At 61.2% G+C, this 25,453-nt stretch carries 23 protein-coding genes; 16 read left to right on the forward strand and 7 right to left on the reverse strand.

Features of this window, described 5'->3' with window-relative positions:
* Positions 1-26: 26 nt before the first annotated feature.
* Positions 27-377: a DUF488 domain-containing protein gene (locus ACQZ5F_RS20220; protein WP_137087717.1), complete on the reverse strand. Its 351-nt coding sequence runs from the start codon at positions 375-377 to the stop codon at positions 27-29.
* A 149-nt stretch (positions 378-526) separates the two neighbouring features.
* Here ACQZ5F_RS20220 and ubiT point away from each other — a divergent pair, with 149 nt between their 5' ends.
* From ubiT to ACQZ5F_RS20290, 14 genes are all read left to right on the forward strand, one after another.
* Positions 527-1,042, forward strand: coding sequence for a ubiquinone anaerobic biosynthesis accessory factor UbiT (ubiT, locus tag ACQZ5F_RS20225; protein WP_444562136.1), 516 nt, complete (start codon positions 527-529; stop codon positions 1,040-1,042).
* Positions 1,033-2,010, forward strand: a complete 978-nt coding sequence (gene ubiU / locus ACQZ5F_RS20230) for a ubiquinone anaerobic biosynthesis protein UbiU (protein WP_046800948.1) — start codon at positions 1,033-1,035, stop codon at positions 2,008-2,010. Before ubiT ends, ubiU begins: the two co-directional genes overlap by 10 nt.
* A 5-nt stretch (positions 2,011-2,015) precedes the next feature.
* Positions 2,016-2,954 (forward strand): ubiquinone anaerobic biosynthesis protein UbiV, encoded by a 939-nt coding sequence (gene ubiV, locus ACQZ5F_RS20235; protein ID WP_448730824.1) that lies wholly within the window; start codon positions 2,016-2,018, stop codon positions 2,952-2,954.
* Positions 2,951-3,334, forward strand: coding sequence for a hypothetical protein (locus ACQZ5F_RS20240; RefSeq protein WP_448730825.1), 384 nt, complete (start codon positions 2,951-2,953; stop codon positions 3,332-3,334). The genes ubiV and ACQZ5F_RS20240 overlap by 4 nt, the downstream gene beginning before the upstream one ends.
* A 150-nt stretch (positions 3,335-3,484) precedes the next feature.
* Positions 3,485-4,468 carry an ABC transporter substrate-binding protein gene (locus ACQZ5F_RS20245; RefSeq protein WP_448730826.1) on the forward strand — a complete coding sequence of 328 codons (984 nt, stop codon included), beginning with the start codon at positions 3,485-3,487 and terminating at the stop codon, positions 4,466-4,468.
* Between the two features lie 5 nt (positions 4,469-4,473).
* The gene (locus ACQZ5F_RS20250) at positions 4,474-5,283 is read left to right on the forward strand and encodes an ABC transporter permease (protein WP_046800945.1); all 810 of its coding nucleotides are present in this window, start codon (positions 4,474-4,476) and stop codon (positions 5,281-5,283) included.
* Positions 5,280-6,032, forward strand: a complete 753-nt coding sequence (locus ACQZ5F_RS20255; protein ID WP_448730827.1) for an ATP-binding cassette domain-containing protein — start codon at positions 5,280-5,282, stop codon at positions 6,030-6,032. The genes ACQZ5F_RS20250 and ACQZ5F_RS20255 overlap by 4 nt, the downstream gene beginning before the upstream one ends.
* A complete protein-coding gene (locus tag ACQZ5F_RS20260; protein ID WP_448730828.1) occupies positions 6,029-7,216 on the forward strand; it encodes an NnrS family protein in 1,188 nt (395 codons plus the stop codon). Before ACQZ5F_RS20255 ends, ACQZ5F_RS20260 begins: the two co-directional genes overlap by 4 nt.
* A 198-nt stretch (positions 7,217-7,414) precedes the next feature.
* Positions 7,415-7,600 (forward strand): periplasmic nitrate reductase, NapE protein, encoded by a 186-nt coding sequence (gene napE / locus ACQZ5F_RS20265; RefSeq protein ID WP_046800942.1) that lies wholly within the window; start codon positions 7,415-7,417, stop codon positions 7,598-7,600.
* Positions 7,601-7,607: 7 nt separating this feature from the next.
* Positions 7,608-8,108: a ferredoxin-type protein NapF gene (locus ACQZ5F_RS20270; RefSeq protein WP_225244612.1), complete on the forward strand. Its 501-nt coding sequence runs from the start codon at positions 7,608-7,610 to the stop codon at positions 8,106-8,108.
* Entirely contained in the window at positions 8,101-8,388 is a 288-nt protein-coding gene (locus ACQZ5F_RS20275) for a chaperone NapD (RefSeq protein ID WP_149900841.1), read from the forward strand. The genes ACQZ5F_RS20270 and ACQZ5F_RS20275 overlap by 8 nt, the downstream gene beginning before the upstream one ends.
* Positions 8,363-10,867 (forward strand): periplasmic nitrate reductase subunit alpha, encoded by a 2,505-nt coding sequence (napA, locus tag ACQZ5F_RS20280; protein ID WP_448730829.1) that lies wholly within the window; start codon positions 8,363-8,365, stop codon positions 10,865-10,867. Before ACQZ5F_RS20275 ends, napA begins: the two co-directional genes overlap by 26 nt.
* A complete protein-coding gene (locus ACQZ5F_RS20285) occupies positions 10,837-11,328 on the forward strand; it encodes a nitrate reductase cytochrome c-type subunit (protein WP_052819310.1) in 492 nt (163 codons plus the stop codon). Before napA ends, ACQZ5F_RS20285 begins: the two co-directional genes overlap by 31 nt.
* A 2-nt stretch (positions 11,329-11,330) precedes the next feature.
* On the forward strand, positions 11,331-12,026 hold the full coding sequence (locus ACQZ5F_RS20290; protein WP_349506702.1) for a cytochrome c3 family protein: 696 nt from the start codon (positions 11,331-11,333) through the stop codon (positions 12,024-12,026).
* 105 nt (positions 12,027-12,131) lie between these two features.
* On the opposite strand, the gene ACQZ5F_RS20295 is transcribed toward ACQZ5F_RS20290, so the two are convergent.
* From ACQZ5F_RS20295 to ACQZ5F_RS20320, 6 genes are all read right to left on the reverse strand, one after another.
* Positions 12,132-14,045, reverse strand: coding sequence for a PhoX family protein (locus ACQZ5F_RS20295; protein WP_046800937.1), 1,914 nt, complete (start codon positions 14,043-14,045; stop codon positions 12,132-12,134).
* A gap of 130 nt (positions 14,046-14,175) precedes the next feature.
* Positions 14,176-14,892 carry a 4'-phosphopantetheinyl transferase family protein gene (locus tag ACQZ5F_RS20300; protein ID WP_448730830.1) on the reverse strand — a complete coding sequence of 239 codons (717 nt, stop codon included), beginning with the start codon at positions 14,890-14,892 and terminating at the stop codon, positions 14,176-14,178.
* A gap of 26 nt (positions 14,893-14,918) precedes the next feature.
* Positions 14,919-15,674: a 2,3-dihydro-2,3-dihydroxybenzoate dehydrogenase gene (gene dhbA / locus ACQZ5F_RS20305; RefSeq protein WP_448730831.1), complete on the reverse strand. Its 756-nt coding sequence runs from the start codon at positions 15,672-15,674 to the stop codon at positions 14,919-14,921.
* A 13-nt stretch (positions 15,675-15,687) separates the two neighbouring features.
* Complete coding sequence (locus ACQZ5F_RS20310; RefSeq protein WP_448730832.1) at positions 15,688-16,557, reverse strand: isochorismatase family protein; 870 nt, start codon at positions 16,555-16,557, stop codon at positions 15,688-15,690.
* A 95-nt stretch (positions 16,558-16,652) separates the two neighbouring features.
* On the reverse strand, positions 16,653-18,278 hold the full coding sequence (locus tag ACQZ5F_RS20315) for a (2,3-dihydroxybenzoyl)adenylate synthase (protein WP_448730833.1): 1,626 nt from the start codon (positions 18,276-18,278) through the stop codon (positions 16,653-16,655).
* A gap of 29 nt (positions 18,279-18,307) precedes the next feature.
* Positions 18,308-19,483, reverse strand: coding sequence for an isochorismate synthase (locus ACQZ5F_RS20320; protein WP_448730834.1), 1,176 nt, complete (start codon positions 19,481-19,483; stop codon positions 18,308-18,310).
* Between the two features lie 81 nt (positions 19,484-19,564).
* Here ACQZ5F_RS20320 and ACQZ5F_RS20325 point away from each other — a divergent pair, with 81 nt between their 5' ends.
* Both ACQZ5F_RS20325 and ACQZ5F_RS20330 read left to right on the forward strand, forming a co-directional pair.
* Positions 19,565-24,013 carry an amino acid adenylation domain-containing protein gene (locus ACQZ5F_RS20325; protein ID WP_448730835.1) on the forward strand — a complete coding sequence of 1,483 codons (4,449 nt, stop codon included), beginning with the start codon at positions 19,565-19,567 and terminating at the stop codon, positions 24,011-24,013.
* Between the two features lie 53 nt (positions 24,014-24,066).
* The gene (locus tag ACQZ5F_RS20330) at positions 24,067-25,413 is read left to right on the forward strand and encodes a condensation domain-containing protein (protein WP_046800930.1); all 1,347 of its coding nucleotides are present in this window, start codon (positions 24,067-24,069) and stop codon (positions 25,411-25,413) included.
* Positions 25,414-25,453 lie beyond the last annotated feature (40 nt).

The raw sequence follows: 25,453 nt of genomic DNA on the forward strand, positions 1-25,453 counted from the left end.
GTCCTTGCGCTGCCGCAAATGCGGCTTCAGTGCGAACGAAGATAGTCGGCGAGAACGAGGGCGTGGTTGTGTTCGGTATCATGGGCGGCATAAAGCAGTGTGACGCGGCCATTCGCCATCAGCTCCTTCATGCGCGCCACGGCATCGGGATTGGCCGCCAGCTCCTCATGATAGTGTTGGGTGAATTCCGCAAAGCGCGACGGCATGTGCGAGAAATTCTTGCGCAATTCGTTGCTGGGAGCGATTTCCTTCATCCACAGGGAAAGTTGTGCGGTTTCCTTGCGCATGCCACGTGGCCACAGCCGATCCACCAGAATGCGTGCGCCGTCATCATCGCTGGCGGCATCGTAAATCCGTTTGATCCTTATATCGGACATTGGCGGCCTCCTTCGCTTCGCAAGTGAATGATTTATAGCGGCTTTTGTGACGCCGCACCCGAAAATCTCTCTGTCTTTGCGTTCGCTCAAACCTGTGCTGGCGCGCTGCGGTTAGGTTTCTGCCCGCAACTGACCTGACAGGACCATCCATGAGACCTTTCCCCGCCGCCATCGCCCGCCCCATGAATTTTCTGCCCCTTGCCGTGGTGCAGCGAGCGACGGCGGCGATGCTGGCGCAGATCATGAAACGGCACCCTCATCTGTTCGGCCGGCTCGGTGAACATTGCGGCAAGCGCTATGCTTTTCTGCCCGTCGATCTGCCCTTCGCCTTCATGGTCGAACCGGCTTATCCCGCCATCACCGTCAGCCGCAAGGGCCGCCTGCCGAGGGTGGATGCGGCGGTCGAAGGGCCGCTTTTCATGCTGCTTGCGCTGATGGAGGGGCGGCAGGATGCCGATGCGCTGTTCTTTTCGCGTGACCTGAGCGTGACGGGCGACATGGAGGCGATGCTGGCGCTGCGCAATGCGCTTGACGATAGCGGCATCGACCTGCCGCGTGATCTCGGTGCATTTGCCGGGCCTTTCGCGCCGGTGGTAACGGGGCTTGCGAACCGCCTGCGCGGCCATGTTCTATCCGAAACACGGGGAGGTGAGGCATGGAACTGATCTGTCCTGCCGGAACGCCCGCCGCCTTCCGCGAGGCCGTGGATGCCGGGGCAGACGCCGTCTATTGCGGCTTTCGCGATGAAACCAATGCCCGCAATTTTCCCGGCCTCAATTTTTCCCGCGAAGAGCTTGCCGAGGCCATCGCTTACGCGAAGAAGCGCGGCGTCCAGACCTTCGTGGCGCTTAACACCTTCATGCGTGCCGGCAGTGAGGATATCTGGTATCGCGGCGCGGCCGATGCCGTGAAAGCGGGGGCGGATGCGCTTATCCTTGCCGATTTCGGCCTGATGGCGCATGTGGCGGAAAACCATCCGCAGCAGCGCATCCACGTCTCGGTACAGGCCTCCGCCTCCAATGCCGATGCGGTAAATTTCCTCGTTGATGCTTTCGGCGCGAAACGTGTGGTGTTGCCGCGCACGCTGACCATTCCCGACATCGCCCGGCTGGCGCGGCAAATCCGCTGTGAAATCGAAATCTTCGTGTTCGGCGGGCTCTGCGTCATGGCGGAGGGGCGCTGCTCACTGTCCTCCTATGCCACAGGCAAATCACCCAACATGAACGGCGTCTGCTCGCCGGCAAGCCATGTGCGTTACCGGCAGGATGGGCGGGAGCTGGTGTCGGAACTCGGCGATTACACCATCAACCGCTTTCCCGCCGGGGAAGCGGCGGGTTACCCCACGCTATGCAAGGGCCGTTTCGAGATTGCCGATGACAGGTCCTATGCCTTCGAGGATCCGGTCTCGCTTGATGTGATGGACCAGATCGATGCCTTGCGCGAAGCGGGGGTCAGCGCGCTGAAGATCGAAGGCCGCCAGCGCGGCAAGGCCTATGTGGCGGAAGTGGTTTCCACCCTGCACAGGGCGCTGGCTGCCAGCGCCGAAGAACGGGGACGGCTGCTGTCGCGCCTGCGGCTCTTAAGCGAAGGCCAGCGCACAACTGTCGGCGCTTACGAGAAACGCTGGAGATGATGGCGATGGCAAAAAACGCAAAAGCCACATTGGCGCTCGGCCCGGTCCTTTATCTCTGGCAGGGCGAGAAATGGCGCGATTTCTATTTCCGCATCGCCGATGAAGCGCCCGTCAGCCATGTCTATCTCGGTGAAACCGTCTGCTCCAAACGGTTTCATTTCACCGAACCGCATCTGGCCGAAGTGATAGAGCGGCTGGAGGGCGCCGGAAAACAGGTGATCCTCTCGACGCTTTCGCTGGTGACGCTGGAGCGGGAAAGCCGCCAGCTGCGCGGCCTGATCGCCGACAGCCCTTATCCCGTCGAGGCGAACGATCTTTCCGCGCTCGGCATGTTGCACGACACGCCGCATGTCGTCGGGCCGACGGTGAATGTCTATAATGCCGCGACCGCGCGGTTGCTGTCGTCTCGCGGCGCGAGCGCCATATGCCTGCCGCCGGAACTGCCGATGACCTCGGTGGAGCGCATCGTGGCGGAGACGCCGGATGTGGACTTCGAAGTCTTCGCCTTCGGCCGCCTGCCGCTCGCCATTTCGGCGCGCTGCGCCCACGCCCGCGCCAAGGGCAATATCAAGGATAATTGCCAGTTCGTCTGCGGTGACGATCCGGACGGACTACCGGTACGCACGCTTGACCGGCAGTCGTTTCTGGCGCTGAACGGCGTGCAGACGGTGTCGCACACCTGCCAGTCGCTGCTTGGCGAATTGCAGGATCTGGCCGCTGCCGGCATCGCCCGCTTCCGGCTCTCGCCGCAGGACTGCGACATGGTGGCCGTGGCGCAAATCCATGACGATGTTCTGGCCGACAGGCAGGCTGTGGAAGATGGCCTTGCCCGTCTCGGGGAAATCTATCCGGACGTGCCTTTTTCCAATGGTTTTCACCACGGGCAGGAAGGGGCGGCCTGGATCGCCCGCGCCCGCAACACGGCGCATGGGGTAAATGCATGACGACGGACGGGCAAGAGCCACCATCACTGTCTGCGGCAGCGCCGGGCGGGGCGGATATCGCCGCTGCGATCCATCTGGTACGCAACATCGTTTTGGAAAGCGCGCTCGATTGCAGCTGCCGTGACAGGGTGCATGAGGCGCTGCGCGAGCTTGAGGATTTTGAGCGCCAGCGCAATATCGTCAAGCTTCTGACCGCCGCCCGCGAGGAGCGGCGCAAGATCACGCTTCTGACCGAGATGCTCTGCGATTTCGCCGAAGACGACACGGTGGATGAAGGCGTCGTCGAGACGGCGAGCCTGATGTTTCTCGACATCGCCGCCGCCGCTCAGGAGGGATCGCGAATTCTGCGCGACGCGCTCTCACTCAAGAAGGGTGAATAAATCCCTGTTTTCGGCCCTGTTTGATCCTGCGCAAAGAGCGGGCGCTTGCAAAATGTCATTTCCGGGTTGGTGACGCGCCGGGACCCGGAAGACAGGTCTGAGCGGGCGTCACGCGTATCTGGGCGCTTCCGGCGCGAAAGGATCAGGACCATGGCCCATCTCACACGTCGTCAGGCTCTTTCAGCCTTTTCTGGGCTCGCGGTCGCGACACTTGCCGCACCGCATGTTTTGAAGGCGGAAGCGCCGCTCACCTTTTATGGCCCTCCGGCCGCGCCCTCCGCCGTGCTGGCCCATGCGGTAAAGGGCGGGTTTCTGAAAGATGCCGCACCTGGGGCCATCTTCAAAGCCTGGAAAACACCGGATGAAATGCGCGCCGCCGTTGCTTCCGGCTCCATGGGGGCGGTGGTGATGCCGAGTTACGGGGCCGCCAATCTCCACAATCGCGGGCTTGGTCTTGGGCTGATGAACGTGCTGACCACCGGCCTGCTCTATATCGTTTCGAAAGACGAGACATTGAACTCCCTGCAAAGCCTTTCCGGCAAGACCCTCGCTTTGCCGTTCAAGAACGACATGCCCGATTTCGTGCTGCGCCGCCTTGTTGCCGAGAACGGCCTGAAGCCCGACGACATCAAGCTGGAATATGCCGCTTCGCCGCCGGAAGCCGTGCAATTGCTGCTGACGGGACGGGTGGATGCCGCCCTGCTGAGCGAGCCGGCTGCGACCGCCGTGCTCATCAAGGCGAAGTCGTTTTTCATGACCGTCCATCGCACCATCGATATTCAGCGGGAATGGGCGAAGGTGGCCGGCAAGGCTGAAATTCCGCAGGCTGGCCTTGCCCTGACGTCGCCGGTCCAACAAAAACTCGGCAAGGCCGGCATAGAGGCTTTGCAGAACGCCATGGAGACGGCGCTCGCCAGCGCCGCGGCCGATCCGAAGACGGCGGCCGATGCGGCCGCCGATGCCTTGGGTTTCCCGGCGGAAATTATCGCCGCCTCCTTCCCGACAAGTCATCTGTGCGCCCTGAAGGCGAGCGCTGCGCGTGCCGATCTCGAGGCGTTCTACGATGAACTCGCCAAGGCCGACCCGGCAATCATCGGCGGCCGGCGACCGGATGACGGCTTTTATCTGGTGTAGCAGGCATGAACCGCATTCTTGAAAGTCTTGGCTGGACCGGTCGCTATCTCTGGGCGGGCTGGGCCGGGCTTTCCGGCATTTTCTGTTTTCTCGCCGCCTGGCAGGCGGGGCATGAGATTTACGGCTCCTTCATCCTGCCCTCGCCGGGTGAGACATTCGCGGCAATCGGGGGGCTGGCGGCACGGCCGGATTTCTTCACCATCCTGTCGCAGAGTGCTGTCAGGGCATTGACCGGTTTTGCCATCGCTGCCGGCATCGGAACGGTGGCGGGTGTGGCGGCGGGTTACTCATTCGCTGCCATGCGGCTGATGAAGCCTGTTGTCACTGTCCTGCTCGGTGTGCCGCCCATCGGCTGGATTGTGCTGGCGCTGATCTGGTTCGGCTCATCCGGCGGCACGGCCATCATGACCGTTGTCATCGCCTCGGCTCCCGTTTCCTTCGCAGGTGCGCTGGAGGGTGTGGCCAAGCGGGACCGTCAGCTGGAGGTGATGGCGCAGGCCTTTGGCGCTCCGTGGTTTTACCGTCTGCGCACCGTCACCATGCCGCATGTGCTTTCCTATCTTTTTCCGGCCTGGACAACCACGGCCGGAAGCGCCTGGAAAGTGACCGTCATGGCCGAGCTTCTGTCGAATTCCGGCGGCATCGGCGGTGAACTGGCCACCGCACGGGCGCTGTTCGATATCGCGCAGGTGAGCGCCTGGCTCACCATCACCGTCGTGCTGGCGCTCATCACCGATTACGGCCTGCTGCATCTGTTGCGCGAAGCGCTGGAACGTTGGCGTGCCGCCGGACTGCCATGGGGTGTGAAACGATGAGCGACCATTTCGCCTTGAGTTTCGAACAGGTCGGCCACGCCTTTCTCGGCCGCAGCCTGTTCGAGAATTTCGATCTCCGCATCGCGCCGGGGGAAACCGTGGCGTTGCTCGGCCCCTCCGGCAGCGGCAAGACGACGATTTTGCAGATCGCGGCGGGTATCATCGATCCCGTTCGCGGTCGTGTGCGGCGCAATTACCGCCGGCAGGGTCTGGTGTTTCAGGAGCCGCGGTTGCTGCCGTGGATGACGTTGATCGACAATATCGCCTATGGTCTCGCTGCGGCGGGCATGCCGAAACGGCAACGGCGGGAAACCGCTGGACAGTTTGCATTGGAAGTCGGTCTGGAGGAGACGGATTTTCACAAATATCCGGTCGAGCTTTCCGGCGGCATGCGCCAGCGTGCCGGGGTGGCGCGGGCGCTCGCCGTGGAGCCGGATATGCTGTTTCTGGACGAACCCTTCAGCGCCGTGGATGTCGGCCTGCGCCGGCATTTGCAGGAGCTTCTGGTCGCAGCCGCGCGCAGGCGTGGTTTCTCCACGCTTCTCGTCACCCACGATCTTCATGAAGCGCTGTTGGTGGCCGACAGGCTGATCGTGCTCTCTGGTGTCGATGGCGATGTCATTGCGGTACACACTCCGGCCGGTTCGCCGGGGCGGCGCATGGCGCGCGCGGTTTTCGACGAGGTGGAATTTCTGTCCGAAAGCCCGGCTTTCGCCGAATTGTTTTCGGCAAAGGAGCGGATGCGATGAGACAACCGCCGATCCTCTCCGAAGCCCTTCGGCTGTTTTTCCCTTTGGCCGCCCTGCATGGCGCGGTCTGGCCGTTCTTGTGGGTCGCGATCGGCGGCTACGCCCTGCCTTTCGCCGATACCGTTTCGCCCTCGCAATGGCATGCCCATGAAATGATTTTCGGCACCTATGGCATGGTGCTCGCCGGTTTTCTCGGTTCGGCAGTGCCTGAATGGACCGATACGAAAGCGGCAGCGGGGCGCACGCTGCTTTGTCTTGCTGTCCTGTGGTTGCCGGGCCGGCTCATCGGTTTTGTGGGGGCCGATGCGTGGAGCCTGCTCGCAGGCTTTTTCGATCTGGCCTTTCTGCTCGCGCTCTCCGTCCTTATCGGCAAGGCGATGCTCGTGCGGCGAACGACGAAACATCTGGCGTTCCTCGTCTGGCTCATTCTGTTCGCGGCAATGGAGACCAGCGTGCGCTATGCCTGGTGGACCGGTGATCTGGAACTCGCAGCCCGCTGTCTGGAGGCGGCGCTGTACATCTTCACCGTGCTGTTTTCGCTCTCGGCTGCGCGCATCAATGTGGTCGTCATCAATCTGGCGCTCGATCCGAGCGGCGAGACCACGCCTTACCGGCCACATCCCGGCCGCCAGCACATGGCGGGCGCCATGGTGACGCTATACATGGTGGCGAAACTCTTCTTTCCGGAAAGCGATGTCTGCGCCTGGCTGGCGCTTGCGGCCGGTGCGGCGTTTTTTGACCGGCTGGCCGAATGGTTCATCGGGCGTGCCGCCTTCAAGACCGAGGTGCTGCTGCTCGGTCTCGGCAATGCCTTTGCCGGTGCGGGTTTTCTGGCGCTCGGGGCGGTGCGGCTCGGTTTTTCCGTCACGCCCGCCGCTGGCCTGCACCTGTTGTCGGTGGGGGCGCTTGGCTGCGCCATCATGGCGGTGTTCATCATCGCCGGGCTACGACATACCGGACGCAACCTGACATATCTGCCGTGGCAGGCGCATATGGCCGCCGCCTTGATGGTGGCGGCCGGGCTGATCCGCATCATGCCGGAATTCGATTTCGCAGCATTCCTGTCACCCTATCATCATGGCATCAGTGCTATCCTGTGGGCGACAAGTTTCGGCGTCTGGCTTCAGGGCTTCCTGCCCTTCATGCGTGCGCCCGGGGTTGATGCAGCGGGAGCTTGTGGCTGAGGCGCAACGTGTTCCTCTCGCCTTCGACGCTTTCGTATCTCCTGATTATTTTTTCGGCAAAAGCGCAATATGAAATCAGTGACTTAGGTCGACCCTATTGATGAATGTTATTTCTAATAAATAATCAATAAAATCAAGTGGTTGAATATTTCCGCCTTTTGGCCGATGATAACTCGAACAGAACAGGGAAACGCGAATATGCCCAAAATAGTCGCGCCTCTACACGCAGATGGAAAGCCGAGCCGGACGAGGGAGCTTATTACCTTCGCCGTCCTGGCCTTTGGGATCTGGCCTGTGCTGGCGGTCGGATTTGTCGGAGCCTATGGCTTCATCGTCTGGATGTTCCAGATCATTTACGGGCCGCCGGGACCACCCGGTCATTGAGGGTGAAATGACGATGGAAGTCTCTCTCAGCCGGCGTGACTTTCTGCGCGGCGGACAAAAACGGGAAACACGTATCTGTCCCCCCGGGGTCGCGTTGAGCGACCTCGCCGCCTGCAGCGGTTGCGCAAAATGTGTTGAAGCCTGTCCCACCGGCATCATCACCATGTCGGGTGGCTTACCTTCGGTCGATTTCTCGGCCGGGGAATGCACCTTTTGCGGCAAATGCGCAAAAGCCTGTCCCGAACCGGTTTTTACCGCCCCTGCGGCGCAGCGTTTCGAGCATGTCATGGCGATTGGCGATGCGTGTCTCGCCTTCGGCAATGTTGATTGCCAGGCCTGTCGCGATGCGTGCCCGACCGAAGCCATTCGGTTTCGTCCCCGCCGCGGCGGCCCCTTCGTGCCCGAGCTTGTTGAGGATGCCTGCACCGGCTGCGGGGCCTGCGTGTCTGTCTGTCCGACGGGTGTGATCAAGATCAAGGAAACAGCCACGGAGATGCAATATGCCTGAAAATACAGGCCGGTATCATGTCTCAAGCGCTGTCGTGGCGGTGATGCCGCAGATGCGGGACGCCGTGTTCGCAACGCTTTTAACGCTCGACAATGTCGAGGTTCATGCCGAGGGCAACGGCAAGATCGTCATCGTCATAGACGGCACGAGCACCGGCATGCTGGGCGATACGCTCACTTATATTTCGACACTCGACGGTGTGATTGCCGCCAACATGGTTTTCGAACACGTCGACACAGAGGAGACAGGCGGCGATGAGCAGCGAACTGACGCGGCGTGATCTATTGAAGGCCCATGCCGCCGGCATTGCGGCGGCAACGGCGGGCATTGCATTGCCGGCCGCCGCCCAGCCGGTGCCGGGCGGTGTTTCCGCATTGCAGATCAAATGGTCCAAGGCGCCCTGTCGTTTCTGCGGCACGGGCTGCGGCGTCATGGTTGGCGTCAAGGAAGGCAAGGTTGTCGCCACCCATGGTGACATGCAGGCGGAGGTCAATCGCGGCCTCAACTGCATCAAGGGCTATTTCCTGTCCAAGATCATGTACGGCAAGGACCGCTTGCAGACCCCGCTTCTGCGCAAGAGAAACGGGGTCTACGCCAAGGATGGCGAGTTCGAGCCGGTGAGCTGGGACGAGGCCTTCGATGTGATGGCCGCGCAGTGCAAGCGGGTGCTGAAGGAGAAGGGGCCGACCGCCGTCGGCATGTTCGGCTCAGGCCAGTGGACGATCTTCGAAGGTTATGCCGCGACCAAGCTGATGCGCGCCGGCTTCCGCTCCAACAATCTTGATCCCAATGCCCGCCACTGCATGGCGTCGGCTGCTTACGCCTTCATGCGCACCTTCGGTATGGACGAGCCGATGGGTTGTTACGATGATTTCGAACATGCCGATGCTTTCGTGCTCTGGGGTTCGAACATGGCGGAGATGCATCCGATCCTGTGGACGCGCATTGCCGACCGGCGGCTCGGCTTTGACCACGTGAAGGTGGCGGTGCTTTCGACCTTTACCCATCGCAGCATGGATCTGGCCGATGTTCCGATCATATTCAAGCCGGGTACGGACCTCGTTATCCTCAATTACATCGCCAACCACATTATCAAGACCGGCCGCGTCAACGAAGACTTCGTGAGGAACCACACGAAATTCGTGCGCGGCGTCACCGATATCGGTTATGGCCTGCGGCCCGACAATCCGGTTGAGGTGAATGCCGCCAATTCCGCCGATCCGACCAAGACGGAAGCGATCGATTTCGAGACCTTCAAGGAATTCGTCTCCGAATACACGCTGGAAAAGACCGCCGCCATGACCGGGGTGGAAGCTGGTTTCCTGGAAGAACTGGCCGAGCTTTATGCCGACCCGAAACGCAAGGTCATGTCGCTGTGGACCATGGGGTTCAACCAGCATGTCCGTGGCGTCTGGGCCAACCAGATGGTCTACAACATCCATCTTCTGACCGGAAAGATCTCCGAGCCGGGCAACAGCCCGTTCTCGCTCACCGGCCAGCCATCGGCCTGCGGTACGGCGCGTGAGGTGGGAACCTTCGCCCACCGCCTGCCAGCCGACATGACGGTGACCAACCCGGAACACCGCAAACATGCCGAAGAAATCTGGCGCATACCGCACGGCGTCATCCCGGAAAAACCGGGCTACCATGCCGTGCAGCAGGATCGCATGCTGCATGACGGCAAGCTGAATTTCTACTGGGTGCAGGTCAACAACAACGTTCAGGCCGGCCCCAACACCAAGAACGAGACCTATCTCGGTTATCGCAATCCCGAAAACTTCATCGTGGTCTCGGATGCCTATCCGACCATCACCGCCATGAGCGCCGACCTCATCCTGCCCGCTGCCATGTGGGTGGAGAAGGAAGGGGCCTATGGCAATGCCGAGCGGCGCACCCATGTCTGGCACCAGCTTGTCGAGGCGTCGGGCGAGGCGCGTTCCGACCTCTGGCAGCTGGTGGAATTCTCCAAGCGCTTCACCACCGACGAGGTGTGGCCGGCGGAACTGCTGGACGCCAATCCGGACTATCGCGGCAAGACGCTGTTTGAGGTTCTCTACAAGGATTGCGATGTCGGCAAATTCCCGCTGAGCGAAATCAATACGGATTATAAGAACCAGGAATCCACGGATTTTGGCTTCTACCTGCAAAAGGGTCTGTTCGAGGAATATGCCGCCTTCGGGCGTGGTCACGGCCACGATCTGGCGCCTTACGATGCCTATCACGAGGTGCGCGGCATGCGCTGGCCGGTGGTGGACGGCAAGGAAACGCTGTGGCGTTACCGCGAGGGTTACGACCCCTACGTCAAGCCGGGCGAAGGCGTGAAATTCTACGGCAACAAGGATGGCAAGGCGGTCATCATCGCCGTGCCTTACGAGCCGCCGGCGGAATCCCCGGATGAAGAATTCGATACCTGGCTGGTGACGGGCCGCGTGCTGGAGCATTGGCATTCCGGCTCCATGACCATGCGTGTGCCGGAACTCTACAAGGCCTTTCCCGGCGCCCGTTGTTTCATGAATGCCGCCGATGCGCGCAAGCGAGGGCTCAATCAGGGCGCTGAAATCCGCATCGTCTCGCGTCGCGGGGAAATCCGTTCGCGGGTGGAAACGCGCGGCCGCAACCGCATGCCGCCCGGCGTCATCTTCGTTCCCTGGTTCGACGCCAGCCAGCTCATCAACAAGGTCACGCTCGACGCAACCGATCCCATCTCCAAGCAGACGGATTTCAAGAAATGCGCAGTCAAGATAGAGCCAGTCGCATGATCAGGAAACACGGATGGATCGCCGCCACTCTTCTGGTCGTGGCGCTGGCGACGGGGGCCGTTGCGCAGATGGTGCCGGAATTGTCCGGCCCGCGCGGCGATGCCATGCGCACCGAACCCGCCAAACCCCTGCCGAAATGGGTGATCGACGATTTCAGGCGCATGCGCGCCTATCCGGAGCAGCCGCCGGTCATTCCGCATTCGATCGACGGCTACCAGCTCTCGGTTAATGCCAATCGCTGTCTGTCCTGTCACAAGCGCGAATTCACGCAGGATTCCGGCGCGCCGATGATCAGCGTCACCCATTACATGACGCGGGAAGGCCAGATGCTGGCGGATGTTTCACCGCGCCGTTATTTCTGCACCGCCTGCCATGTGCCGCAGGCCGACACACGGCCGCTCGTGCCCAACACGTTTCAGGACATGAGCGAAATGGGCGTCAAACCGGCGGGTAGCGAATGATGATCGCCCGTGTGAAAAAACTTCTCGTCTGGCTATGGGCGGTTCTGACCACGCCGGCCGGCACGCTGAGCCTAGCCTTCCTCACGCTCGGCGGTTTCGTCGGCGGGGTCATGTTCTGGGGCGCCTTCAACACCGCGCTCGAAATGACCAACAAGGAAGCCTTCTGCATTTCCTGCCACGAGATGCGCGCGAATGTTTATGAGGAACTGACGCGGACGGTGCATTTCTCCAACCGCTCCGGCGTGCGCGCTTCTTGCCCGGATTGCCATGTGCCGCATGAGTGGACGGACAAGATTGCCCGAAAGATGCAGGCTTCCAAGGAGGTCTGGGGCAAGATTTTCGGCACCATCGATACGCGCAAGAAGTTCCTCGACAAGCGGCTGGAGCTTGCCCAGCATGAATGGTCGCGCCTGAAGGCCAATGACAGCCTCGAATGCCGCAACTGTCATTCCTCCGCCGCCATGGACTTTACCAAGCAGACGCAGCGTGCCGCAGACATTCATTCCAAATATCTGCTGACGGGCAAGGCCACCTGCATCGATTGCCACAAGGGTATCGCCCATGAATTGCCGAATATGGAAGGCATCGATCCCGGCTGGAAAATGCCGCCCGCGCTCAACGATGAACCGGGACAGACGGCGTCCGCAGTAGATGACCTGCGCCGCGCCATGAGCGATGTGCACCGGAACGTTTTCTGATTTTCTTGATGGAATAAACGCCGTGCGTCCTTTGGGCGCACGGCGTTTTCAATGATGGAACCGGATCGTCGTTTTGCCGCGATCCGGTTCTCTTGTGCCTCTGCGTCAGCCGATCTGCGCGTTGTCGTCACGCTTGATGGCGATGACGGCCGAGCGCGGCAACTTGCCTTCGCCGTCCGGGAAGGGCGCGTCGGGGTGCTGGATGCCGACGAAGTGGGTGCGCTTGTCGCCGGACCATGTCTGGCCGGTGACTTCGGAACCCTTCGGTGCTGTCAGGAAGCGCTCGATACGGCCGGTGGCCGGGTCGCCCGCCAGCATCTGGTTGTTGCCCTGGCCGGCGAAGTTGCCTTCATTGCTGTCCTCGCCGTCGGTCTGGATCCAGAGCAGGCCGGTACTATCGAACATCATGCCGTCGGGCGAGTTGAACATGTTGCCTTCGTTGATGTTCGAAGAACCCGCAAAGGCGTCCTTGTGAACGGAAGGGTTGCCGGCCATGCAGAACAGGTCCCACTTGAACTTGCCGTCGGCATGGTCGTCATTTTCCGGATACCAGCGCACGATCTGGCCGTATTCGTTCTTTTCGCGCGGGTTGGCGGCGTTGATCGCCATGGCGTCGCCGCCAGCATTGGCGCGCAGCTTGCCGTCCTTCATTTCGCCGCGGCGGCTGTTGTTGGTCAGCGCGCAATAGGCTTCGATGGCGACCGGGTTGATGGCGACCCATTCCGGGCGATCCATCGTCGTTGCGCCCACCTTGGAAGCGGCCTGACGGGTGAAGACGCAGATTTCATCGATCTTCATGCCGGTGGTCTCAGGCGTCAGCGCCAGCCACTCTCCAGCGCCGTCATCGGCGAACTTGGCGACGTAAAGCGTGCCTTCGTCCAGCAGCTTCGAGGTGTCGCCGCCCGGCACGTAAATGCCGTTGGAGACAAATTTGTAGAGGAATTCGCCACGCTCGTCGTCACCCATGTAAACGACGACGCGGCCGTCACGGGCAATCACCACGGCGGCGTTTTCGTGCTTGATGCGGCCAAGCGCAGTGCGCTTGATCGGGGTGGAGGAGGCGTCCGAAGGGTCGATCTCAACCACGTAGCCGGCGCGGCGCGGCTCGTTCGGGTTCTTGGCGACGTCGAAACGTGCGTCGAACTTCTCATAGGCATAACGCGTCTCGGCGACGATGCCGTAACGCTTGTAATCATCCGGCAGCTTGAAGGCGGCATCTGCGGTGCCGAAATAGCCGTTGAAGTTTTCCTCGCAGGTGAGGTAGGTGCCCCAGGGCGTGCGGCCGGCGCCGCAATTGTTGAAGGTCCCGAGACAGTTGATACCATCAGGATCGGCGGCGGTCTTGACGAGGTCGGAGCCTGCGGCCGGGCCGGAAAGCTTCATCGGCGTGTTGTGATGGATACGGCGGTTGAACGGGCTGTCGAGAACGATTTCCCAGCCCTCGTTGCCTTCCGCGACTTCCATGACGGTGACGCCCTGCATGTTCTGCAGGATCTTCACGTCGTCGGCCGTCTTCGGGTTGCCCTTGTCAGTGTGCGGCAGGTTGATTTCCGGGTTTACGTATTCATGGTTGACGGCGATCAGCTGATGAGCGCCAACCATGAAGAGTTCCATGCCGTCGGTGTTTTCACCAAAGACCTTGTCGGAATTCTCAACGCTGACGCCCTTGGCGGGGTCGAGATCGGGAACGTTGGAGAACAGCGGCTGACCCCATTTGGCAACCGGCTTCCAGCTATAACCTTCCGGCACATGGATGGTGTGGTCGGTTGCTGCGGCCACCGGCTTGAAGGGGAAGCGGCCGGCTGCTGCTTCCTGCGCTTCGGCCGAAGTGCTTGCCATCAGGTTGCCGAGCGTGCCCATGGCAGCTGCGGCCGAGCCGAAGGCCAGCACACCGCCGAGGAAACCGCGGCGGGAAATCGCGGTTTCGACCACGCGGTCGAAATCGGTTTCGGCCGGCGGCGGGTTTTGCAGTTCGTCCCATTCGTCCCAGGACAGCTTGCTCGTATCGATGTCGGTCATGTCGTGTCTCCACCGTTTGCATGTTTGGAATCATTCCAACAAGCTGCGTACCGTTTGAGTATTTCACACGGATGACGGGAGGAGCGGCTTTAAATATGAGTTTATGAGAACAGAATCTGCACTTTTTCCCTCATTGCGGGAGTAGGATACGGGTGAGCAGGAGGCCTTCGAAATGGCCAAAGCGGAAGGAAATCTCCGTTCCCTCAAGCCAATCGCCGCTCAGGTCGGCGGTCAGGCGAAGCGACCCTGAGCCATCCGCATCGTAAGCGGATAATTCGGCCGCCTCGAAAAAGAAAAGCCGCTTTACCGTCGGATAAAGCGCCTTGAACAGGCTCTCCTTGGCCGAAAAAATAAGCCCGGTCATGAACGGGTCGACAATGTTGCCGAGGCTGTGAAGCTCATGCGTCGTCAAGGCCTGCGAAGCGATGTCGCTGGCTTCCTCTTCGGTCAGGCGTTTCTCGATATCGATGCCGATGCCGAGAAACCTGCTGCCGGAGCCGGCAAGGGCAATTGCCCGATCACTACTATGAGAAATCGCGCCGACTACGCCTTCGGGCCAGATCGGCGCTCGGTCCTCTCCCATTCCGGGAAAAAATGCGTGGCCGGTAAGGCGGCGTATGGCTTCCGCCGCACATTTGCGTCCCGCCAAAAACTCCGCCTTGCGTTTCGGCACTGCCCGCAGCAGCTGCGCGGGCAGGGCAGGGGTGATGTTGGCACCGGTTTCGTCGTCGGGGCTGTAACGAAGGGTGAGGCAATGGCAATCGCTGCTGTCATCCGGCCATGGCCAGACGGCTTCCGGTGGGTCGCCGGAAACAGTCTCGCGATGCAATGCCGGCACGATCGCCATATCTGTCCCTCGTTCGGCCGGCCGGATCAGGCTGCGAGCGTTGCGCCGCCGTCGACCACGATCTGCTGCATCGTCACGTGGCCAGCCTGATCGGAGGCGAGAAACAGCACTGTGTCGGCTATATCATCCGGTCTTGCAATCTTGCCAAGCGGAATGCCGAGCTTGAACTGCTCCGGCAGGCCAGCGATGAGCCGTTCCTTGCCTGTGGGATCGCTCAACATACCGGCCAGCATCGGCGTATCGGTGGAACCGGGCGAGACAACGTTGCAGCGCACGCCATAGGGCGCAAGCTCAAGGGCGGCGCAATGGCTGAGGCTGACCAGCGCCGCCTTGGAGGCGCAATAGGCCATCATGCCGATGCGCGGCACCACGGCGGCGTTGGAGCCGACATTGACGATCGCGCCACGCCGCTGCCGTTTGAAGACGCCACCCCATTGCCGCAGCAGATAGAACGGCCCTGCGGCATTGACATCCATGCAGGCTTTCCAGTCTTCCGGCGTCAGGCTTTCGCTGTCGCCAATACGCAAAATGCCTGCGGCGTTGACGAGGATATCAAGACCGCCCCATTCGCTTTCGATTGCCTTGCATACGCTCTCCACCGCCGCAGCGCCGGTGATATCGAGGGCAATCTGGCGGAAGGGTGCTTCCGCTGTGCCGGCCAGAAGGTCGAGGCCGATGACTTCGGCCCCTTCCTCGATGAAACGTTCGGCGATGCGGCGACCAATGCCCTGGGCCGTGCCCGTCACCAGCACACGCCGCCCGGTAAATCTCTGTTGCGTCATCTTGTCCGTCCGCTCAGGCTGCGAGCCGCTTTTCGTCGATCAGTGTCCACCAGGCGGAAAGTGTGGGTACACGCGCTAGCTCATCGAAACCGACGGTGACGCCGCGTTCCTTCAACTCGCCGGCAAGCTTCATCACCTGCAGGGAATCAAGGCCGTAGAAGATGAGGTTCTCGTCGGGGTCGATGTCACTTTCATCCTCAACCATCTGCAGGACGCGGGCTTTCAGCCATTCGCGGGTGCCGGTGGCCTGCTCGGTACCGGTCAGGCTTGCGGTGTCGATCACCACGCCGCAACGCGTCGCCACATATTGCAGCGCCATGCGGTGTTCGGCTTCGGAAAAATCGGCGACGCCGTCACCGATCATGAAGGGTTGAATATCCTTCATGAAGGCTTCCACCGCCGTCATCATGCAGCCGATATGGGCGTAAACGCCGCCGACGATGATCTGGTCGCGGCCCCAGCCTTTCATCCGCTCAGCAAGATCGGAACGCTGGAAGGCGCTGTAGCGCCACTTGGTCAGCACCACGTCGTCAGGCGTTGGCGCCAGCTTGTCCACCACCTTCTGCAATTCGGGATCGACGACGGTGAGACCCGGTCCCCACATGTCGTTCAGCAGCGCCCGGTCGCCCGGCGGCTGGTTGTGCGGCTGGGCGGTATAGATGACCGGCACGCCGTTCTGCACCGCCCATGCCTTGACCTTGGCGAGATTGTCGATGAGGGCCGTCATCAGCTTGCCGTCGGCCTCGTAGAACCGCAGGAAATAACGCTGCATGTCGTGAATGAGCAGCACGGCGCGCTTGGCGTCGGGCTGCCATTTTGTCTTGTTGGCCGGAAAGCTGGCGGCAATCGGCATCGGATAGTCGGAAATTGTGGGGATCGTCATGATGACCTCGGTTTTGTGCTGCGCCGGCTCGGGCGGCGCGTAATCTCTGGAGTTTGGGACGCCCTTTAGAGCGTCCCTTCGATTGGCGTTGCCTGTCAGGCGCTGATGGCGACGGGGGTTGTCAACAAATCGCGCAGGCGCTTCTTGTCGATCTTGCCGACGGCGGTGAGCGGCATCGCGTCGATGAAACGCACCCGGTCCGGCAACTTGTAATCCGCGACGCCGAGACCGGCGAGATGCTGGCGGATGGCCGGCGCTTTCAGCGCGGGATTGCGGGAGACGACGAAGACGCAGCTTTTCTCACCGAGAAGTTCGTCCTGCATCGCCACCAGTGCGGCATGCGTCACATCAGGATGCCGCAGGATCAGGTTTTCCACCTCCTCCGAAGCGACCTTTTCGCCGCCGCGGTTGATCTGGTCCTTCACCCGGCCGACGACCCGCAGATAGCCTTCGGGCGTGCGCTGCACGACATCGCCGGAATAATAGAAGCCATCCTTGTCGAAGACACGGGCACTGTGTTCGGGCGCGCGATAATAGCCCCGGAACGTATAGGGGCCACGGGTCGCCAGCATGCCGGCCTCGCCCTCGGGCACATCATTGCCATCCTCATCGACGATGCGGATTTCGTCGTCCGGGCTGATTGGCCTCCCTTGCGTGGTAAACACGATATGGTCGGGGTCACCGAAGCGGGTGTAGTTCACCAGACCTTCCGCCATGCCGAAGACCTGTTGCAGCGCGCAACCGAGCACTTCCGGCACCTGGCGGGCAAGAGCTTCGGCGAAGCTTGCGCCGCCAACCTGGAGGAGCTTGAGGGATTTCAGCCTTTGGCGATGTGCGGGGGCTGCCTGCAACCACAACGCCACGGCCGGCGGTACCAGCGGCACCATGTCGATGCCGTGTTTTTCGATGAGATCGAAGCAGGCGAGCGGCTCCGGATTGGCGGCCATGACCACAGTGCCGCCGGCGTGAAAGACACCGAGCGCACCGGGTGAACTCATCGGGTAATTATGCGCCACCGGAATGGCGCAAAGAAAACGGGTCTGCGGCGAGAGTTCGCAAATCTCCGCGCTGGCCCGTGCGCTGTAATCATAGTCGTTATGCGTCCGGGGGATCAATTTTGGCGTTCCGGTGCTGCCGCCGGAGAGCTGGAACAACGCCACCTCGTCCGCTGCCGAAGGGGCGTAGGCCGGCGGATTTTCCGCAGGCGCGGCAAGCATCCGTTCAAGGCTGCGCTGAGGTTCCGTCGCGCCTAGCAACAGGGTCAGGGAAAGATGTGGAGAGGAAGCCTTAAGCCCGTCCAGGAACGCGTCATTGGCAAAAAGCTCATGGCTGCGAGAGGCAATCACCAGTTTTGGCGCGATCTGTTCTGCATAGGAGGTCATTTCCAGCCGACGGTGGCTGAAGAGCGCGTTGACGGGTGCAACGCCGATTTTGATCAATGCAAAAAAGACGAGATAAAACTCGGCGATATTAGGCAATTGCACCAGCGCGGTATCGCCCTTGCCGATGCCTGCGGCCGCAAGATGGCCTGCGAGATTGGAGGATTGCCGGTCGAGTTCGGCATAGGTGAAGCGGCGATCACCGCAGATCAGCGCCGTTGCATCCGGCCGGTGTTGCACCTGTTCGGCGAGGATGCGGCTCAATGGCCTGTCGATCCAATAGCCGCGCTCGCGGTATCGGCGCGCCAGATCGTCGGGCCAGCGTGAAAATTCGATTGTCATGGTTTGTCCCCGGGAAAGTTCGGTCGTGCTCAGGCGGAGAGACCGCAGGCATTCAGCATGGTTTTGAGCTTGGTCTGCACCTCGGCCCATTCGGATTCGGGTTCCGAGGCCTCCACGATGCCGGCGCCGGCGAAAAGCCGCACGGTCTGGCGCTGCACGGTGCCGCAGCGGATTGTCACTACCCATTCGCCGTTACCTTGGGCATCCGTCCAGCCCACCATGCCGGTGAACAGGCCACGCTCGAAGGGTTCGACGAAACGGATGAGGCGATGGGCGCGCTCGGTCGGGAAACCGCAAACGGCCGGTGTCGGGTGCAGCAGGCACGCCAGTTGCAGCGCGTTGGTCTCGGGATCGGCGAGGCGGCCTTCGATGCGCGTCGAAAGATGCCAGAGTGCGGCCGTATTGATGAGGGAGGGTTTTTCCGGAACGTCGAGTTCCGCGCAGCATGGCGAAAGCAGCGAGCGGATATCCTCGATCACCAGGCTATGCTCATAATGGTCTTTTTCCGATGCCGAAAGCCGGTCCGCATTGGCCTTGTCCGCCACCGGGTCGGTCATGCGTTTTGCCGATCCGGCCAAGGGGTTCGAGATGATCTTCTCACCCTGCTTGCGGATAAGCAGTTCCGGGCTGACGCCGATCAGGTCGCCGTCATCCGGAAGCGGAATACGGAACTGGTAGCCGTCGCGATTCTGCTTGGCGAGGCTGGCCAGCAATCTCTCGACATTGACCTCGGAGGCGAAGGTCAGTTCACGCATGACGGAAAGCACCGCCTTGCGCACTTCGGAATGGCGGAAATTGAGAATGGCATGCTCGACGGCATGTTTGAAACCAGCCTCGTCCGGCAGGCTGTTCTGGCCGACAAGCGCCGGCATGGCCGAATCAGTGGCAACCGGAACCGCGTCGCGCGGACTCCACTCATAGTTGTTGGGGATGTAAAGGCATGATGGTTCGCTGACATCGAAGGGGATTGCGCCGATGGCGATCGGATTGTCTTGTCCAGCCCGGCGTGCCCGTTCAAAAGCGCCTTTAATCGCCTGCTGCAAAGGGCTTTCCATGTCTTCGCCACCGCGGGCTGGAATGGTTATCCTTTCGCGTATCCCTTCGGCCCGCAATTGCCCCGTGCCGGAGGTGAATAAAAATTCTCTATTAAAATCAGTAATTTCGTCGGATTCGACGTCATTCGTCCTGAGTGCTCCCGTTTTCATGGGATGCCTCCTGTTCGAGTGGTTGACGATGGCATATACTTGATTATGATAATCATGTTTTGTCAATCGGTGCAAACTCACATGCTAAATTTAACCCCGATGCAGGTGGCCTATTGGGTCGGACGCGAGGCGGATGGGATACTCGGAAAAGTTACGCCCCATCTCTATCTTGAGTTCGAGGGGCGGGCGTTTGACGTGGAAAGACTGGCTGTTGCGGTCGAAAGGCTTTGCCGGCGTCACCCCATGCTGAGCCTCAGGATCGATGTGGAAGGGCGTCAATCCGTCGATCCTGCCGGCAGGCCGCTCCGCCTTGATGTAGAGGATCTGACCGCGCTCGATTCGGAGGCGCTTGTGCACCGGCTCGAGGCAAAACGGCGGGATTGGAGCCATCGACAAACCGATCTGCGCAATGACTCACCCGCCGCGATCTCGCTCAGCCTGTTGCCGCAGGGACGCAGCCGGCTGCATGTGGACACCGACATGCTGGCGATCGATCCGGCCAGCGTCCGGATCGTGATGGAGGACCTTGCCCGGCTTTACGAAGAGGGTGAAGGAAAAGATGAAGCCACGCTATCGGGGAAGGTGACGCCATCCTTTTTCGACTGGGCGAAGCAGCTTGCCTCCGATCCGCACCAGAGGACCCTGCGTGAAAGGGACCGGTCGTGGTGGCGGCAACATATTGCGGATATTCCTGATGCGCCGCCGCTGCCATTTTTTCCCAATGACGCCACGCGTGCTGTTCACACGGATCGCTTTGCCACCATGCTTTCAGCGGCCGAACGAGGCAGTCTGGAACAGGCGGCGCGGCGTTGCTCGGTGACGACATCGACCCTGCTGCTCGGTATTTTCGCCGTGGCGCTGTCGCAGGCGACACAGGAACAAAAGTTCAGGCTCTCCGTCCCGGCTTTCTGGCGCGCCCCGCTGGTGGAAGGGGTCGATGGCATCGTCGGCGAATTTTCCAATGTGCTGGTGCTCGGCATCGATATCAGGCCGGATGAAAGCCTCGAAGCGCTGCTCCGACGGCTGTTCAACGGGATGAACGACCGTCTTGCCCATCAATCCTATCCGGGCGTCAGCGTCATGCGTGACCTATCCCGTCTGCGCGGCGGTTTGCAGAACTCGCCAGTCGTCTTTACCGCCGGCGTCGATCTGGCGGGAGGAGAGCTGTTTTCGGAGAAGGTTGGGCGGGTATTCGGTCAGATGGTCCACACCGTCTCGCAGGGGCCGGGGGTCGCACTGGATGCGCAGGTCGCGGCGCTCGATGGCGGATTGCTGATCAACTGGGATGTGCGGCTGGACGCCTTGCCGGAACGCTGGCTGCGCGCCCTGTTCGAAACCTACACTGCCTTTCTTCGCCAACTGGCTGCCAGCCCCGATCTCGTTTCCGCGAATGCGCAGCGATTCGGCGCACAGGTGCCGAAAGCCACAGCCGAGACAAAAGGAAAACTGATGGAACGTCCGCTTTCGCCCCTGCAACAGGCCTATCTTCTTGGTCGTGGCACCCATCTGCCGCTCAGCGGCGTGGCAATGCAGGAGTTTCGCGAATATCGCGGCAGCATCCACCCGGCCCTGCTTCAGTCACGTCTCGCCGCAATGGTGGAGCGACATGAGAGCCTGCGCACCCGCATCGACGAGCGGCGTCTGGTGCAGGTCGTCAGCGACGAGTCGAATATCAACCTTGATATTGTTGATCTTTCCGCCCTGTCTCCTGTCGATGCGGAAGCGCGGATGAACGCCGTGCGCCGTGACTTTTCCCATGCGCATTTCGATCTTGCCGCCTCTCCCTGGCAGGTCACGGTCTTCCGCCTGCCGGTGGGTGAGGCAACGGCTGACCGTGTCGCGGCCTTCCTGCGTTTTGATGCGCTCATCCTCGACGGGCGGGCTATCGCCAGCCTGGCGGCGGAACTTTTCGACGGCGTTCTGCCCTTGGAGACCGCTGGTGCTGTAGCCACGCAGCAGGTGGATATTGCGGCGGCTCGCGCCGAGGACGCCGCCTATTGGGCTGACAAGCTGAAAGATGCCGAGGTGCCCTCGCAACTGCCATGGAAGGCAGCGCTCGAAACCATTTCCGTTTCGCGCTACAGCCGCCAAAGCCTGATGGTGGAAAAGCAGCGCTTCGCCGCCTTTTCACGCATCGGCGCAAAGGAGCGGCTGTTCAAGAACTCGGCACTGACAGCGGTGATCCTCGATGTGCTGTCGCTATGGCTGAACGAGGGCGCGCTTGTTGTCGGCATTCCCGTTGCGCCGCAGGTGGAAGGAGCTTTTGCCAATCGCTCAAGCTTCATCGCGGTCAAATGGGATGGAGCCAAGGGCAATTTTGCCGAGCGGGCGGCAGGCCTGCAGACGGATGTGCTGGAAGGGCTGAACCACCTTGTTTTTTCCGGCATCGATCTCAATCGTGTGCTTCTCAACGCCAATGCGGGCGGGCTTGCCTTGCCGGTGGTCATCACCAATGGCCTGAGTTGGCCGACGCTATCGCCCGAATCGACCATGCGCTGGACGGACGGTCTCACACAGACGCCGCAGGTGGCACTGGATTTCCGCTTTTCACAAAATCCGCAGGGTGATCTCGTCCTCGATATCGACTATGCCGAAGAGGCGATCGATGCCGCGATGGTCGGGAATATTCTCGCCGCCATTGAGCGCGCGATTGCCGCGATCACGGACAACGGCGCTTACGCTTTCAATGCGCGAGATATTGTCGACCTGTCCCATTATCGGCTGAATAGCGACGAGCGGAGCTTCGTCTGCCCGCCTTTTCTGGAACGGATCGCCGCGCATCTTTTTGATGGTGATCCTTCGCGCACCGCGCTCGTCAGCGGCAAAAGGCGTATCTCTTACGGCGAACTCGGTGAGATGGTGGCCGGGGCAATGGCAGGCCTCAAGGCCCGTAATATCGGCCGAGGAGATGTCGTGGCGGTGTGCCTGCCACGCAGCCCTGAACATACGGCCATCACACTCGCCGCAGCACTGACAGGCGCCATCTGGGTGCCTGTTGATGCCAGCTCGCCGGAAGACCGTCTGCACTATCTGCTGACAAATTGCCGCCCGGCCATCATCGTCGCCCGCAATGTTCCGCAGAGCTTCGAGGCTGTCGATCCGGCGGAGCTGCTCGCCACGCCCGCACCGGCGGGAACGCCCGTTGTCACGGCGGAGATGGCGACGCTGTCCCACAGCGAAGAGCCGGCTTATTATCTCTACACGTCAGGCACCACCGGCAAGCCGAAATGCGTCGTGCTTTCCAACCGCGCCACCGCCAATGTTATCGGCAGCACGCTTGCTGAATGGGCAGTGACGGAAAAAGACGTGTTCATTTCGGTCACGCCGCTGCACCATGATATGTCGGTCTTCGATGTTTTCGGCGCGCTGGCTGCGGGTGCGACGCTGGTGCTGCCGGAACCGGGCGAGGAAAAGGATGCGGTCCGCTGGAACGAACTGGTGGCCGAACACGGTGTGACGCTCTGGTGCTCGGTGCCGGCCATCCTCGAAATGCTTCTGTCGTGCCGCCGTGGCGAGCAACTTGCTTCGCTCCGGCTCGTGGCGCAGGGCGGCGATTACATCAAACCCATGATCATCGAGGAACTGCGCCGGCTGAAGCCCGATCTGCGGCTGATATCGCTCGGCGGCCCAACCGAAACGACGATATGGAGCATCTGGCACGAGATCGTTGCGGAGGATGTCTCGGCCATCCCCTATGGCCATCCCCTGCCGGCCAATCGTTATTTTATCCTCAATGATCGGGGCCAGCATTGCCCTCCCGGTGTCGTTGGCCGCATCCATACGGTGGGCGTGAATGTGGCGATCGGTTATCTGGAGGACGGGGCCATCACCCAGACGGATTTCGCCACGGTGGATGATCCGGAAGGCAAGCCGGTACGTGCCTTCCGCACCGGAGATCGCGGCCGTTATCGGCCGGATGGCAAGATCATGTTTGCGAGCCGGGTCAATGGTTACGTCAAGGTGCGCGGCGTGCGCGTCTCGCTGCCGGATGTGGAAAACGAACTCATCCGTCATCCTGCCATTCAGCGGGTGCTGGTGGTGGATTACGGCGTCGAACAAAAAGGCGAGGCGGCCATCGGCGTGCTGTACGTCGTTGCACCGGGCCTCGAACTCTCCTCGGTTGAATTGCGCAATTTCGCCCGCAGCCATCTGCCGGAATCGCATGTACCCGGCCGGTTTCTCAAGGTTGACGATCTACCGCTTTCAGCCAATGGCAAGCCGGATCGCCGCCGCGCCCGCGAATTGCTGATGGGAGCCGCTGTTGGCGCGGAACCGGCGAAAGTCGCCGTCCCTGCCGTCAATCAGGACGACCGCCGGGTGCTGGATATCTATCTCGGTGTGCTGGGCAAAAAGCCGGGGAATGTGGATGCGAGCAGCGACCTGCTCGCACTCGGCCTCCTGCCATCGCATCTGAAAACCGTTTCAGCGGAAATCCACACCGTTTTCGGTGTGGAACTGACGCCACAACAGCTCCTGCGGTGCCGCAATGCCAGGCAGGTGCTTTCGCTTTTGGCTGCGGAAGCGGCCTGAACCCAGGCATTTCGGGCAGCATCCGACAACAGGAATAGTTCAAGGAAAAACAGATGGCGCATATCGATCCTGCCGGCGGCTGGCTTCCGCTGACCCAGCCGCAACTCGACTTCTGGGAGGAATTCTCCTTCCATCCCGATGAGCCGGTTTCCACGGTCGCCCATTATATCGATCTTTCCGGTGCGGTGAATGAAAGCGCGCTCCTTCAGGCGATCGCCCGAACGGTGCGCGAATCCGAGGTTCTGTCGATCCGTTTTCGTATCGGTGAGGATGGCGAGACGCCGCAGCAATGCTGCGATGCCGGCCATGCCCCGGTGGTTGAGCTTGTCGATCTCCGCACCGATCCGGCGCCCTTTGAAGAGGCGCTGCGACGCATGAACGTCGATGTGGAGGCGAAGCTGGACCTCAGAACCGACAGGCTTTCCGCGCAGCTTCTCTTCCGCATCTCCGATGATCGTTACCTCTGGTATATTCGCGCCCATCACATCGTCGTTGATGGCTATGGGCTGACGCTGGTGGAGCAGCGCTGCGGCCAGCTTTACGGATATTATTGCGGCAAGGGCGAAGCGGGACCGGATTTCCACCCCTTCGCCAGTTTCCTCGCCGAAGAAGATGCCTACAGGCAGAGCCGCCGTTTCGAGAAGGATCGGGACTTCTGGGAGGCCTATCTCGTCGCATCCGCCGATCTGCCCGTGCTGGACAAGGATTGCGAGGATTATGGCGGCGGCGGCCTGCATGCCGATGCGGCCTTGCCGCAGGGTTTCAGCACGAGGCTACAGCAGATAGCCGGCCGTCTGGAAATCGGCTGGCCTGACCTTCTGGTGCTGCTGTCCGGCCTTTATCTGCACCGGGTTTTACCACGTCCGGACCGTGACGTGCTGACCTTGTGGTTGCCTTTCATGAGCCGTTGGGGCAGCGTCGGTGCGCATATGCCGGCCATGCTCGTCAATATTTTGCCCTTCCATCTCACGATCGAACCGCAGGAAACCGTGAGCGCATTTCTGGCACGCAACGCCGCCAATCTGCGCAGGCAGCGCCTGCATGGCCGTTACCGCATCGAGCAGATTGCCGCCGACCGGGAAATCTCGAAGGGCCGGCGCTTCTTCTTTTCGCCGCTCATCAATGTGCTGCCCTTCAGCGCGCCGGTCTTTGCCGGGCTCGGTGTCTCGCGGCATATTCTCGCCAATGGTCCGGGAGACGGCTTCAATCTCACCTTCCGCGGCGAGGATGACGGCAGCGATCTGAACCTGCATATCGATGCGGATTCTGCACTGACGGAGGCCGAGGATTTCGCCCGCTACCGGGAGGAGTTGCCAGTGTTCCTCGATGCCATGCTGCAGGGAGAGGCGCTGACGCTTGCAGCGGAAGAGGCGTCCTCGAGCGTCCGTCTGGCGGTTTGAGGGGAAGGCCGACAACGCTTTCCCTATACTCCACGTTATC

The sequence above is a fragment of the Agrobacterium sp. 22-210-1 genome, from assembly GCF_053522525.1.

Bases quoted from the DNA above. Each gene is read 5' to 3' on its own strand.
- ACQZ5F_RS20220 (WP_137087717.1), bottom strand. From the start codon at position 377: ATGTCCGATATAAGGATCAAACGGATTTACGATGCCGCCAGCGATGAT.
- ubiT (WP_444562136.1), top strand. From the start codon at position 527: ATGAGACCTTTCCCCGCCGCCATCGCCCGCCCCATGAATTTTCTGCCC.
- ubiU (WP_046800948.1), top strand. From the start codon at position 1,033: ATGGAACTGATCTGTCCTGCCGGAACGCCCGCCGCCTTCCGCGAGGCC.
- ubiV (WP_448730824.1), top strand. From the start codon at position 2,016: ATGGCAAAAAACGCAAAAGCCACATTGGCGCTCGGCCCGGTCCTTTAT.
- ACQZ5F_RS20240 (WP_448730825.1), top strand. From the start codon at position 2,951: ATGACGACGGACGGGCAAGAGCCACCATCACTGTCTGCGGCAGCGCCG.
- ACQZ5F_RS20245 (WP_448730826.1), top strand. From the start codon at position 3,485: ATGGCCCATCTCACACGTCGTCAGGCTCTTTCAGCCTTTTCTGGGCTC.
- ACQZ5F_RS20250 (WP_046800945.1), top strand. From the start codon at position 4,474: ATGAACCGCATTCTTGAAAGTCTTGGCTGGACCGGTCGCTATCTCTGG.
- ACQZ5F_RS20255 (WP_448730827.1), top strand. From the start codon at position 5,280: ATGAGCGACCATTTCGCCTTGAGTTTCGAACAGGTCGGCCACGCCTTT.
- ACQZ5F_RS20260 (WP_448730828.1), top strand. From the start codon at position 6,029: ATGAGACAACCGCCGATCCTCTCCGAAGCCCTTCGGCTGTTTTTCCCT.
- napE (WP_046800942.1), top strand. From the start codon at position 7,415: ATGCCCAAAATAGTCGCGCCTCTACACGCAGATGGAAAGCCGAGCCGG.
- ACQZ5F_RS20270 (WP_225244612.1), top strand. From the start codon at position 7,608: ATGACGATGGAAGTCTCTCTCAGCCGGCGTGACTTTCTGCGCGGCGGA.
- ACQZ5F_RS20275 (WP_149900841.1), top strand. From the start codon at position 8,101: ATGCCTGAAAATACAGGCCGGTATCATGTCTCAAGCGCTGTCGTGGCG.
- napA (WP_448730829.1), top strand. From the start codon at position 8,363: ATGAGCAGCGAACTGACGCGGCGTGATCTATTGAAGGCCCATGCCGCC.
- ACQZ5F_RS20285 (WP_052819310.1), top strand. From the start codon at position 10,837: ATGCGCAGTCAAGATAGAGCCAGTCGCATGATCAGGAAACACGGATGG.
- ACQZ5F_RS20295 (WP_046800937.1), bottom strand. From the start codon at position 14,045: ATGACCGACATCGATACGAGCAAGCTGTCCTGGGACGAATGGGACGAA.
- ACQZ5F_RS20300 (WP_448730830.1), bottom strand. From the start codon at position 14,892: ATGGCGATCGTGCCGGCATTGCATCGCGAGACTGTTTCCGGCGACCCA.
- dhbA (WP_448730831.1), bottom strand. From the start codon at position 15,674: ATGACGCAACAGAGATTTACCGGGCGGCGTGTGCTGGTGACGGGCACG.
- ACQZ5F_RS20310 (WP_448730832.1), bottom strand. From the start codon at position 16,557: ATGACGATCCCCACAATTTCCGACTATCCGATGCCGATTGCCGCCAGC.
- ACQZ5F_RS20315 (WP_448730833.1), bottom strand. From the start codon at position 18,278: ATGACAATCGAATTTTCACGCTGGCCCGACGATCTGGCGCGCCGATAC.
- ACQZ5F_RS20320 (WP_448730834.1), bottom strand. From the start codon at position 19,483: ATGAAAACGGGAGCACTCAGGACGAATGACGTCGAATCCGACGAAATT.
- ACQZ5F_RS20325 (WP_448730835.1), top strand. From the start codon at position 19,565: ATGCTAAATTTAACCCCGATGCAGGTGGCCTATTGGGTCGGACGCGAG.
- ACQZ5F_RS20330 (WP_046800930.1), top strand. From the start codon at position 24,067: ATGGCGCATATCGATCCTGCCGGCGGCTGGCTTCCGCTGACCCAGCCG.